Annotated in this window: 10 protein-coding genes; 5 read left to right on the forward strand and 5 right to left on the reverse strand. The window is 73.5% G+C overall.

Annotated elements, in window-relative coordinates:
• The first annotated feature begins 171 nt into the window (after positions 1 to 171).
• Positions 172 to 2,541 carry a lamin tail domain-containing protein gene (locus ACFVTF_RS29345; RefSeq protein ID WP_387817402.1) on the forward strand — a complete coding sequence of 790 codons (2,370 nt, stop codon included), beginning with the start codon at positions 172 to 174 and terminating at the stop codon, positions 2,539 to 2,541.
• A gap of 101 nt (positions 2,542 to 2,642) precedes the next feature.
• Here the strand turns inward: ACFVTF_RS29345 and ACFVTF_RS29350 are convergent, their stop codons facing one another.
• The 5 genes from ACFVTF_RS29350 to ACFVTF_RS29370 form a co-directional block, all read right to left on the reverse strand.
• On the reverse strand, positions 2,643 to 3,233 hold the full coding sequence (locus ACFVTF_RS29350) for a Pycsar system effector family protein (protein ID WP_387817403.1): 591 nt from the start codon (positions 3,231 to 3,233) through the stop codon (positions 2,643 to 2,645).
• Positions 3,230 to 4,189 carry a hypothetical protein gene (locus tag ACFVTF_RS29355; protein ID WP_387817404.1) on the reverse strand — a complete coding sequence of 320 codons (960 nt, stop codon included), beginning with the start codon at positions 4,187 to 4,189 and terminating at the stop codon, positions 3,230 to 3,232. The genes ACFVTF_RS29350 and ACFVTF_RS29355 overlap by 4 nt, the downstream gene beginning before the upstream one ends.
• The gene (locus ACFVTF_RS29360; protein ID WP_387817405.1) at positions 4,186 to 6,408 is read right to left on the reverse strand and encodes a hypothetical protein; all 2,223 of its coding nucleotides are present in this window, start codon (positions 6,406 to 6,408) and stop codon (positions 4,186 to 4,188) included. Before ACFVTF_RS29360 ends, ACFVTF_RS29355 begins: the two co-directional genes overlap by 4 nt.
• Positions 6,405 to 7,415, reverse strand: coding sequence for a hypothetical protein (locus ACFVTF_RS29365; RefSeq protein ID WP_387817406.1), 1,011 nt, complete (start codon positions 7,413 to 7,415; stop codon positions 6,405 to 6,407). The genes ACFVTF_RS29360 and ACFVTF_RS29365 overlap by 4 nt, the downstream gene beginning before the upstream one ends.
• A 159-nt stretch (positions 7,416 to 7,574) precedes the next feature.
• Positions 7,575 to 8,228, reverse strand: a complete 654-nt coding sequence (locus ACFVTF_RS29370; RefSeq protein WP_387817407.1) for a Crp/Fnr family transcriptional regulator — start codon at positions 8,226 to 8,228, stop codon at positions 7,575 to 7,577.
• Positions 8,229 to 8,693: 465 nt separating this feature from the next.
• On the opposite strand from ACFVTF_RS29370, the gene ACFVTF_RS29375 reads away from it, so the two are divergent.
• The 4 genes from ACFVTF_RS29375 (at position 8,694) to ACFVTF_RS29390 (ending at position 11,852) form a co-directional block, all read left to right on the forward strand.
• Entirely contained in the window at positions 8,694 to 10,325 is a 1,632-nt protein-coding gene (locus ACFVTF_RS29375) for a sensor histidine kinase (protein ID WP_371515483.1), read from the forward strand.
• Positions 10,326 to 10,342: 17 nt separating this feature from the next.
• Positions 10,343 to 10,729, forward strand: coding sequence for a roadblock/LC7 domain-containing protein (locus tag ACFVTF_RS29380; protein WP_208869028.1), 387 nt, complete (start codon positions 10,343 to 10,345; stop codon positions 10,727 to 10,729).
• Positions 10,730 to 10,891: 162 nt separating this feature from the next.
• Positions 10,892 to 11,254, forward strand: coding sequence for a DUF742 domain-containing protein (locus ACFVTF_RS29385; RefSeq protein ID WP_387817408.1), 363 nt, complete (start codon positions 10,892 to 10,894; stop codon positions 11,252 to 11,254).
• Positions 11,235 to 11,852, forward strand: a complete 618-nt coding sequence (locus ACFVTF_RS29390; RefSeq protein ID WP_387817409.1) for an ATP/GTP-binding protein — start codon at positions 11,235 to 11,237, stop codon at positions 11,850 to 11,852. Before ACFVTF_RS29385 ends, ACFVTF_RS29390 begins: the two co-directional genes overlap by 20 nt.
• Positions 11,853 to 11,872 lie beyond the last annotated feature (20 nt).

The raw sequence follows: 11,872 nt of genomic DNA on the forward strand, positions 1-11,872 counted from the left end.
CCCGCTTCCCACTTGTCGCCTCACGAACCATTCTTCCGCCGTACATCTGGCCGTCGCCCGCCGCGCACGGTAGGGATCGGGTGGCGTTGCTAGAACCGCAGCGCCCGAACTTTCTTGTCCGTGTTCAGACCGCCGGGCCCACCAGCCCGAGCGGCCGTCAGGAGGAAGCTCATGCGGAGTACCCAGCGAGTCCGGCGCAGAGCGATGGCGGGGGCGTCCGCCGCAGCCGTGGTGGGGGCGCTGCTCGCGCTGCCCGGCGGCGTCGCCCAGGCGGCGTCACCCGACGTGGTGATCAGCCAGGTGTACGGCGGGGGCGGCAACTCCGGCGCCCCGTACGCCAACGACTTCATCGAGCTGTACAACCGCGGCACCGCGCCGGTGTCCGTGACCGGCTGGACGGTGCAGTACGCCTCGGCGGGCGGCACGTCCTGGGGGCGGACCACGCTGTCCGGCACGATCGCGCCGGGGCGTTTCCTCCTGGTGCAGGAGGCCGCCGGGGCCGGGGCGGGCGCGGCGCTGCCGACGCCCGACGCCACCGGGACCCTCAACCTGGCCGCGACCTCCGGCAAGGTCGCGCTGGTCACCAACGGCACCGCGCTGACCTGCGGTTCGGGCTGCGCGACGCAGCCCGGGGTGAAGGACCTGGTCGGCTACGGGTCGAGCGCCAGCTCCGCCGAGGGCTCGCCGACCGGCAACCTCTCCAACTCCACCGCCGCCCTGCGCGTCGGCGGCGGCGCCACCGACACCGACAACAACGCGGCGGACTTCACCATCGGCGCCCCGACGCCGCGCAACTCCGCGTCCACCGGCGGCGGCACCACCACCGGCGCCCGAATACACGACATCCAGGGCGCGGCCCGCACCTCCCCGCTGGCCGGCAGCGCCGTGAGCGCGGTGCCCGGCGTGGTCACCGCCGTCGGGCCCAACGGCTTCTGGTACCAGGACCCGCAGCCCGACAACGACCCCGGCACCAGCGAGGGCGTCTACGTCTACACCGCCGGCGCGCCCACCGTCGCGGTCGGCGACTCCGTCACGGTGACCGCCACCGTCAGCCAGTACCGCCCCGGCGGCAGCGGCGGCACCACCAACCTGTCGATCACCGAACTCACCGCGCCCAGCGTCACGGTGCTCGCCCACAACGCGCCGCTGCCCGCGCCCACCCTGGTCGGCCCCGGCGGGCGGGTGCCCCCGGCGGCGGTGATCTCCAGCGTCGCCGGCGGGGACGTCGAGACCGCCGGGAACTACCAACCCGCCACCGACGGCATCGACTTCTGGGCCTCGCTGGAGGGCATGCGGGTCGAGATCGACAACGCGGCCGTGGTCGGCCCCAGCAACAAGTACGGCGACCTCCCCGTCGTGCCCCAGGGCAGCACCACCCGCACCAACCGGGGCGGCATCCTGCTCCAGGCGAACGACGGCAACCCGGAGCGGGTGACCCTGGCGAACGCGCTCGCGCCCACCCCGACCGCCAACGTCGGCGACACCCTGACCGGCGCGACCGTCGGCGTGCTCGACTACTCCTTCGGCAACTTCAAGCTCCAGGTCACCGCGACCCCGGCGGTCACCTCCGGCAACCTCGCCCCCGAGGTCACCGCCGCGCCGACGGCCGGCCAGCTCGCCGCCGCCACGTTCAACGTGGAGAACCTCTCCCCCGCCGACCCGCAGAGCAAGTTCGACGGCCTCGCGGCGGGCATCGTCACCAACCTGCGCTCGCCCGACCTCGTCGCCCTGGAGGAGATCCAGGACAACAGCGGCCCCACCGACGACGGCACCACCGCCCCCGACCAGACCCTCGCCAAGCTCACCGCCGCCATCTCGGCGGCCGGCGGCCCGGCCTACTCCTACCGCCAGATCGACCCGGTGGACGGCCAGGACGGCGGCCAGCCCGGCGGCAACATCCGCCAGGTGTTCCTGTTCCGCACCGACCGCGGCCTGAGCTTCACCGACCGCCCCGGCGCCGGCTCCACCACCGCCGACTCGGTGGTCAACAACGGCGGCACGCCCCAACTCGCCTACTCCCCCGGCCGGATCGACCCGACCAACACGGCGTTCAACTCCAGCCGCAAGCCGCTCGCCGGTGAGTTCCGCTGGAACGGCAAGCCGGTCTTCGTGATCGCCAACCACTTCAACTCCAAGGGCGGCGACCAGCCCCTGTTCGGCCGCTACCAGCCGCCCGCGCACCCGTCCGAGACCCAGCGCCACAACCAGGCGACGGCGGTGAAGAGCTTCACCGACCAGATCCTGGCGGTGGACCCGAACGCGGCGGTCATCGTGCTCGGCGACCTCAACGACTTCGAGTTCTCGCAGACCGCCGACATCCTCACCGCCGGCGGCTCGCTGACCGACCTGCCGCGCACCCTGCCGCTGCCCGAGCGCTACACCTACGTGTACGAGGGCAACTCCCAGGTGCTGGACCACATCCTCATCTCCGGCGCGCTGGCGGCGAAGCCGTACAGCTACGACATTGTGCACATCAACAGCGAGTTCAGCACCCAGCTGAGCGACCACGACCCGCAGGTCGTGCGGATCCCGCTGCCCTGACGCACGACACCGGCGCGGTGCCGGCCTCCCCGCTGTGGGGGAGGCCGGCACCCGACCTCGGACCGGCCTCGGTCCGAGGTCGGACCGAGGTCGGACCGGCCTCAGACCGGCCGGAGGGTCAGCGCGAACTGGGGCAGCGCGAGGAGCAGCACGGCGGTTCCTACCTCGATCCAGCGGTACTTCGCCCGGATGATCGCGCTGGTCCCGGCCAGCGAGGACAACAGCGCCCCCACCGGATCGCGGCCCCCGCACTCGAAGGCGCGGCGCAGCCGGTCCACCCCGGCGCCCGGCGCGATGTGCCCGAAGTAGGCCGGGCCGGTCGGAACCTGCCGCTCGCCCTTCCGGTACCGGGGGACGAGGGCGGCCACGAAGCAGGCGACGGCCAGCAGCGCGCTCGCCACCGCGCTCCACCACAGGAACGGGACCGCCCAGGACCGGGGCCCGGATCCGCCGCCGCTCCCACCCCCGCCGCCGCTCCCGCCCAGCGGGATGAACACCCCGAGGACCGCGCCGGTGAACGCCAGGAACACGGCGGCCTTGGCGTCGGCCCGGGTGAGCTCCATGCTGTTGGCGGCCACCAGGCGCTCGATCGCGGCCACCGCCGACGGGCTCGGGGCGGCGTCCGGGGCGGTGGTGGAGACGGCGTGCGGCACGGTCGACACCCGGCCGCCGGGTATGCCGGCGGCGGTCACACCGGGCTCCCGTTCGCCACGCCGCCCGCCCAGCCGTTGGCCTGCGAGCGGATCTTGACGAACTCCGGTCCGGCGCCCTGCGGCCCGGGGCCCGGCACCCGCCGTCCGAGCGCGATCAGGCGGTCGCGCAGCATCCGGGACAGCTCCTGCCTCTCCTGTTCGCTCAACTTGCCCAACATCAAGGCCAGTTGGTCCTGCCAGGTGGTCTCACCCCGGAGCAGTTCGGCGTGGCCGACCGCCCAGTCCAGGACCTCCCGGACCTGGTCCGGGTGTCTGGCCAGCCAGAGCGCCGCGAGCGACACCGGGCCCTCCTGGACGGCCCGGCGGCAGAACGCGTACTCGTCCTCGCTCTTGTCCATCCAGTTGTAGGGCACGTCGGCCCCGTCCGGCTCCCCGAGCCGCAGTTCGGCCTCGTGCTCCCGGGCGGACACGTCCGTGACGCGGTAGCCGAGGCCGCAGTGCGGCAGGAGGTGGGGCGTCGCGAGGTAGTTCATCAGCTCGGCCTCGGTCAGCCCGTGCCCGGCGGTGGCGAACTGCTCCTTGAGCTGGCGCAGACGCTGTTCGAGATCCTTGCGGACCGGCAGCCAGCCCCGTACCGTCCGTGCCCGCACGACGTTCACGGCGTCGTGCACCCACCACAGCACGTGGACGTCCACCGACTTCGTGCCGTACGGGGTCGACAGGCCGACCGCCCGGGTCCCGGGCCGCTCGTCCAGCTCGACCAGGTACGCCTCGTCGAATCCGCGCAGGCCCGCCCGGACGGCCACCGGGCCCTCCAGGTCCGGGTCCTCGTCGGCGCGGGCGCGGCGGCGGTGCCCCACCTGGTGGTAGAGCCCGTCCCGGTCCAGCAGGACGAGCGCGCGGTCGCGCCGCCCGGACCAGCGGTGGCGCAGGATCTCCCGCCACGGCGCCTGGGTGGCGCGGGCGTAGACGGGCGGGTCACTGTCGGCGGTCATCGGGCTCCTCCATCGGCAGGGGCGGGCCGGTACGGCTGCGGTCCGCCCCGGCGCCAGGTGTCCAGGGCGTGCTGGGCGATGTGGCGGCCGGCCAGGTCGGGGTTGTCGTCGCCGTCGATCTCGACGAACAGGCGCATTTCACCGAGGCTCATCTCCTGGGCGAGCGCGGTCAGCAGCGTCTCCACGGCGACGCGCAGCGGTTCGTTCCAGACCGCCGAGGCGCACCAGGAGAGCAGAGCCCTGCGGGTCTCCTCGAAGAGGTCGTCGTCGTTGAGTGATCGCCGGATGAAGGTGATCACGGTGTCGGTGAACTCGCCGACCGTGGTCAACTGGGCCTGGAACCAGGCGCGGTCCCACAGCAGTCGGGGGAAGGTCCGGAGCGCGAGTTCGGCCCCGCGCCCCGGACGGTCCGTCCAGTCCATCAGTTCGCGCAGGACGACCGGCTGGTTACCTGAGGCGAAGAGCTCCCACAACGCCGCGTCGACGGCTGTGGCGACCGCCCTCTCGTCCCCCTCCCGCCCCCGGTAGCAGCCCCGCAGCAGCGACAGCGCGAGCTCCGGGCGGGATGTCCCATAGTCCTTTCCGCACGCGTAGGCGACCGTGGAACGCGTCCTCCAACCACCCTCCCGACTCCACCGGTTGAGGTTGTACTTGACCTCGCCAGCCAGTACCGGGTCCTGCGCCGCGATGCCGAGCGCAAACGCTGCGGTGTGGCGACTCCGTTGACTCTTGGACCGGGCCAACTTGACGATGTCGCGCAGGGCGCGCCGGCCGCCGCCCCAGCCGGCCGCCAGTCCCATCACCCGGCCCAGGGGCGCGGCCAGTTCGGGGTCCGTACCCGGGGCGGCGTCCATCCACTCGGTCAGCAGCCCGGACAGTTCGCCGTACTGCCGCCAGACGTGCCGCAGCACCGTCTCGGCCTGGCGGTGCCGGGTGAAGCGCACCGGTTCCACCGTGTAGGTGTAGCGGGAGGTCGCGCGGATCTCGCCGGGCGCGCACTCGGCCCGGACGGTGGCCAGGAGTTCGTCCAGCGACCGCCGGAAGACGAAGCTCGGGTTCGGGCGGGGGGCCTCCCGGCTCACCGCGCCGCTCTGGCCGTCGTCACCGCCCGTCGGCAGGACGGCGTCGAGACGGCCGTCGGCCAGCTTGAGCAGCCGGTCGGCCTCGTCCCGGACGATCCGGTGGTCGAGTCCTTCGAAGACGCTGGTCGCCAGCAGGAAGGCGAGTCCGTCCGGGTCGTCGCGCAGCTTCTTCAGCAGGTCGGGGACCTCCTTCTCGGCGAGGAAGCTGAGCCGCCTGCGGAGATCGGCGAGGTCGGGGCCGTCGTCGCCGGCCCTGGCCACCTCGACGACCAGTTCGGCGACCTGGGCGGGCATCAGTTCCGATGCCAGGAGGTCGTCCAGCCCCGGCCGCAGCCGCTCCAGCAGGCGCCGGCGCCGGTCGGGGTCGGGGACGGCGGCCTCCAGCCGGGCCTCGAAGACCGCGCCGGGCGGCGGGGGCACGCAGCGCACCGGGGTGAGGTCCAGGTCGCGGGCGAGGCTGCGGAGCAGGTCCGGGTCGTGCGGCAGCATGACCACCATGCGTGCCTTCGCGTCCGCCAGCAGGCGGCGGAGGTTGGCGACCACCGCCGGGCCGAGCTGGAGGGTGGGCAGCAGGCCGTGCACCAGGTACCCGCGGGCCTCCGCGTCGCGGGGGCGCCAGGTGGACAGGTCCTCGTCGCTGTCGAGCGCGCGCAGCTTCGTGCTGTGCCCGCTGTGCTGGAACAGCAGGTTGAGGGCCGCGGTGCGGCGCCCGGTGCCGGGCTCGCCCGCCAGGAACAGCAGGCCGGTGTCCAACTGCCGCAGCGCCGACGGGAACCACTCGGGCTGGGCGAAGCCGGCCCGCGCGTCCAGGATCTCCAGTGCGGAGATCGGGCCTTCGTGCGCCTCCACGTGCGGGCCGCCCGGGGCGGACGTCGCGCCGGTGTTCTCGACGCGCTGACCCCCGTGCACCGCGCCGGTGTTGATGTTGCCGTTCGGGGCGTAGATGACATAGCGCCGGCCGGGGAAGTCCCGGTCGAGGTCGGCCAAGTCGTCGGCGTCGTCCGGGTCCGGGTATCCGGACGCGGTCTCGTCCCGGTCGGGCACCGGGCCGTCGGTGCCGCTGCCGGACGGGCGGTCGCCGGACGGGCCGCCGCTGCCGGACGCGCGATCGGCGGAGGGCTGGTCCTCGGCGCTCACCGGCGGCGCTCCTTCTTGTCACCGTGGAAGGTGTCGCCCTGGTTGCCGTTGACCGTGCCGGCCTTGTGACCCGCCACGTAGTCGCCCCCGAAGGAGTCGCCGCGTACCTTGGTCACGCGCTGGTCGCCCTCCACGTTGGAGACGTGCTGGCCGCCCTCCACGTTGGTGACGTGCTGGCTGCCGCGCACCGTACCCAGGTTGATGTTTCCCCGGTCTGCCTGGTAGCTCACCGGCCCGCCTCCCGTCCGGTCGCCGTCCGCCTGCCCGGCCGCCGGCTCCGCCGCCGCAGCCTGTGCCCGCTCGTGCTCCCCGACCACGGCGTCGCCCAGGATGCGGCGGTCGTAGAGGTTGCCCGAGGGCGCGGGCACGTACAGCCAGGCCCGCTGGTCGAACCGCTTGCCCTCGACGGTGGCCGGCACCTCGATGAAGTGGTCGGGGTGGCGGCCGGTGTATCCGCCCGCCACCGCGTCGTCGTAGCAGCGGTCGGACAGGATGGCGGCGACCTGGGTGATGCTCTCGTTGGAGGCGGCCAGCATGGCCTTCACCGGGCGGGAGTCGAGCAGGCGGTGGGTGTCGTTGCGGGGCGTGCCGTTGCCGTCGAACTCTCCGCCGGAGTCGGGCAGCGGCCCGATGTGGAGGCTGACCCGCAGCCGGATCCGTACCGTCCCGACCGAGTGCACGTTGAACTCGGTGAGCACCTCCTGGAGGGTGTGCAGCCACGGGTGGATCAGGAACGGCATCCACGCGGGGTCGAAGCCGAACACGTAGCCGTCGCCGGTGGAGGCGGGGAACCGGCGGCCGTGCCAGACCTCGGCGAGCCCGGCGCGCTCGAAGGACCACTGGAGGACCTTCGGGACGGCCTCGCTGATCACGCCGTGCTCGATGGCCGGGTAGCCGGTGAAGTCCTTGGCATCGACGGCCACGATGCCCCGGTACGGCGGCAGCTGGCGGCTCCGGCTGTAGGGCAGGGCGCTGGCCTCGGGCATCGGCTGGTCGGACTGCGACATCTGTGCTCCTTGTGGTTCCGGTGCGGACCGTGTGCCCCAAGCTTCGCGAGCGCGCGCCGTGCGGTGTGCTCGCTCAGTGCGGAAACCTGGTGACGCCCGTCACGCGAACTGACGTGGCATCAGCCGGGCGGCAGGCCCTCCGGCCGATCCGGCGCCGCGTCAGTCGCGCGCCCCGTCGGCCACCCGCCGGAGCGCGGACAGGTCGCCGATGACGATGGACTTCCGCCCGGCGTGGACCTGGTGGGGGCCGAGTTCGGCCAGGCCCGCGGTGACGGTGTTCCGGGACACCCCGAGGTGCTGGGCCAGTTCGTCGCGGGTCAGGGCGAGTTCCGCGCGTCGCCCCGCCGGGCCAGCCGGGCCTGCCGGGTTTGCCGGGCCTGCGGAGACGTCGGCCAGGGTGGCCAGGGCGCCCGCCAGCCGGGCCACGATGTCGCCGCCGCCGCGGGCGAGGTCCGACTCCCGCAGCCTGCCCATGGCGTAGCGGACCATCACCGGGAACAGGTCCCGGTCCGTGACGAACCGCAGGAACGCGGCCTTGGTGAGGACCGCGACCGTACAGTCCGAGATCGCCTGGACGCTCGCCGAACGGACCCCGTCGTCCAGCACGGCCACCTCGCCGAGCAGTTCACCGGGGCCGCGGAACGCCAGCAGCCTGACGTCCCCGGTGCGCTCCCGTCGGGTCACCTTCGCCACCCCGCCCAGCAGGGCGAGCACGTGCGTTCCGGGCTCCGCCTGGCGCAGCAGGGTGGCGCCGATCGGATGCCGGCGCTCGAAGGCCTCCGCCAGCATGCTCTTCCAGGTCGCTTCACCCATCAGTCGGCACAGGGTCTGGCCCAGGGGGTCCGCCGTTCGGCCGTGATCGTTCATGCGCCGACCTTAGGAGGCGCCACGCCGGGTGCGCAGACGGATGCGGCCTCCCGCCGGAATTTCCCTTGGACGGTCCGGTCGGGAATGGCGCAAGGGGCGCGCCGTAGCACGAACTCATCTTGCAGAGTGAGGAATTGGCGAAGAAACCCTTCGCATGAGCGAATCCGGGGCGGGTTGGCGGCGCGCGCGGGGCGGGGCGAGAAGCCTGGTGGCGGGACGGCGGCCAGCCGTGGCCGAGACTGGTGTGCGAGATGTCCGGCATGTCCGGCACGGCAGGACAAGTCGGCTGTACAGCTGGATTCTTGAACTTCCGTCAGGATTGTCCTGAACTTGGCTATGCTGCATCACCATGCCTCCGGCGCCGGCCGTCGCCCGTCCCCGTACTGTTCCGATCGTTTGAGGATGCCGAGAATGCTTCGAGCTGGATCATCGCCCGCCCGACGGCCACCTGCGCCCCTGCTCGGGTGGCTGCTGCCCACCGCCGTGATGGCGGCGGCCGTGGCGGCCGCCGCGGCGGTGGTGTCCGCCGGGGTCCGCGCGGAGGTGCTCTGGTGCGGGGCGACGGGCACGGTGCTGGTGGCCGTGGTGGCCGCCGAGTCGGCCCGCCGGGGGCGCGCGCTGGCCGCGTTGCGGGAGCAGCACGCCCGGCAGGTGGGCGAGTTGCAGCGGCGGCTGGCCGGCCAGGAGGCCGAGGCGGTGCGGCTGGCCAAGGAGGAGTTGCCGAGGCTGGTGGCCCGGGCCCGCTACGGCGCGTCGATGGACAGCCTGGCCCGGTCGTACCAGGTGCGCGATCCGCTGGCCGCGCCGAAGTTCCGGGGCGCGCTGGAGTCGGTGGTGCGCGGGATCATCGTCGCCGTCGACGACGAGGTGAACCGGCGCGACTCCGCCGAGCGGGCCTTCGTCAACATCGCCCGCCGGGTGCAGGCGATCATCCACCGGCAGGCCAAGGACCTGCGCGAGATGGAGGACCGGCACGGCAACGACCCTGCGGTCTTCGACGACCTGCTGCGCCTGGACCACGGCAACGCGCTGACCGGCCGCCTCGCCGACAGCATCGCCGTCCTGTCCGGCGCCCGCCCCGGCCGTCAGTGGACCAGGCCGGTGGCGCTCTACAGCGTGCTGCGCGGCGGCATGTCGCGCATCCTGGAGTACCAGCGGGTGGACCTGCACCCGGTGGCCCAGGTGTCGGTGATCGGGCCGGCCGTCGAGCCGCTGATCCACGCCGTCTCCGAACTGCTCGACAACGCCACCCGCTACTCGCCGCCGCACACCCACGTGCACCTGAGCGCCGCCGAGGTGCAGAGCGGCATAGCGATCGAGATCGAGGACGGCGGCCTCGGTCTGACCGACGAGGCCCGGATCCGTGCCGAGCGCAGCCTGCGCGAGGCCCAGGTCTCCAAGGACCTGGACGACCTCACCGAGTCGCCCCGGCTGGGCTTCGCGGTGGTCGGCCGACTGTGCCAGGCGTACGGCTTCCAGATCTCGCTGCGCCGCTCCGCCTACGGCGGCGTCCGGGTCGTGCTGGTGGTGCCGCAGGAGTTGGTGACCACCGCGCCCCCGACCGGGCGGGCGCACGGGATCGGCGCGTTCTCCGGCCCCCGGCCGCTCCCGGCGAACCCGCCCAAGTCGGCGGCCCCGTCGCGGCCGTGGGGGGCGCGGGCGGCGGCGACCGGTGTGGCGGGGCCGTCCGTCGGACCGTCCTTCGGGGCGTCCGGTCCGTGGGCGCCGAGCGGGCCGGGCCCGGGGGACGACGAGGTGGTGGTGACCGAGCGCACCGCGAACGGCCTGCCGCAACGGCGGCGCCGCCCGCCCACCCCCCGGGCGGGCTACCCCGGATCGGCCCGGACCGCCGGACAGTACGGCAACCCGGCCTCGGGGCCCGCCGCGGGCCCCGCCCCGGGGACGGGAGGGCGTCACGCCAAGGAGCCGGTGCAGCCCGGCCTCTGGCTGGAGGCGTTCACCGAGGGGATCAACGGCCATGGGCCGGCCGCGAGTTCGGCCGGTCAGACCAATGAAGAGACGGCAGGGAAAGGCGAGCAGTGATTCCGCACCGCAGCAACATGGACTGGATCCTCAAGGACCTCGCGGACAGCGTGCCGTACATCCGCCACATCGTCGTGCTCTCCGGCGACGGCCTCCGGATCGCCCAGCACGGCACCGATCCGGACACCGCCGACCGGCTCGCCGCCGCCTGCGCCGGGCTGCAGAGCCTGGCCGCGGCGGTGGGGCAGGAGTTCCCGCACGGCGACGGCTCGATGCGGCTGGTGGTGATCGAGGTGGACGGCGGCTTCTTCTACCTGATGGCGGCCGCCTCCCGCGCGTACCTCGCGGTGCTCGCCGACGAGGGGGTCGACGCCGGACTGGTGGGCCAGCAGATGCGCGACCTGGTCGCCCGGATCGGCGAGCACCTGGCCACTCCCCCGCGCAACCCCGAGGTGGTCGCGTGAACCGGCCGGAGCGGCGGGCGCGGCGGGGGCCGGTGCGCCGTCCCGGTCCCGACCGCGAAAGGGGCCGCGACAGGGACTGCGACAGGAACCGGGACCACGACCGCGACCGCCTGACCCGGCACCGCGGAGCGGGCACATGAACGAGCACAGCGAGGCGGGCACATGACGACGGCCGACCAGGACGGGTGGGACGGCCCCGACCCCGCCCGCCTGTACGTGATCACCCGCGGCCGCAGCGGCCCGGCCGGACCGGGCGTCTTCGACCTGGTCACCCTGATCGTCTCCCGCGCGGAGCCGACGCCCACCATGCAGCCCGAGCACGCGGCCATCCTGCGGCTGTGCCGCTCGCCGCTCTCGGTGGCGGAGGTCTCCGCCTACCTCGAACTGCCCACCAGCGTCGTCACCGTGCTGCTGGCGGACCTGCTCGACGACGGGCGGATCGAGGCCCGCGCCGCCGTCCCCAAGGCGGAACTTCCCGAACGCGCCCTGTTGGAGGCGGTGATCCATGGACTTCAAAGGCTCTGACACGGTGGTCGGACCGGCCGCCTCGGACCTGCTGCCGGACTCGGTCGCGATGGCGGTCAAGGTGGTGATCGTGGGCGGCTTCGGCGTCGGCAAGACGACGCTGGTCGGCTCGGTCAGCGAGATCCGGCCGCTGACCACCGAGGAGACCATGACCCAGGCGGGGGTCGGCGTGGACGACCCCACCGGGGTCGAACGCAAGACCTCCACCACGGTGGCGATGGACTTCGGCCGGATCAGCATCAGCGACCAGCTCGTGCTGTACGTGTTCGGCACCCCCGGGCAGGAGCGGTTCTGGTTCCTCTGGAACGGCCTGTTCGAAGGCGCCCTGGGCGCGGTGGTGCTGGTGGACACCCGTCGGCTGGAGGTCAGCTTCGAGGTGATCGGGCGGCTGGAGGACCGCGGCGTGCCCTTCGTGGTGGCCGTCAACGACTTCCCGGAGGCGCCGGAGCACCCGGTCGACGAGCTGCGGGCCGCCCTCGACCTGCCGCCCGAGGTGCCGATCGTGGCCTGCGACGCGCGCAGCCGCGAGTCCAGCCGGGACACCCTGATGACCCTGATGCGGTACCTGTACGAGCTCGCGGCCCCGCCCACCCGCTGACCGGCCACCCGCCACCGACC

The organism is Kitasatospora sp. NPDC057940, from assembly GCF_042887425.1.
Taxonomy (GTDB): Bacteria; Actinomycetota; Actinomycetes; order Streptomycetales; family Streptomycetaceae; genus Kitasatospora.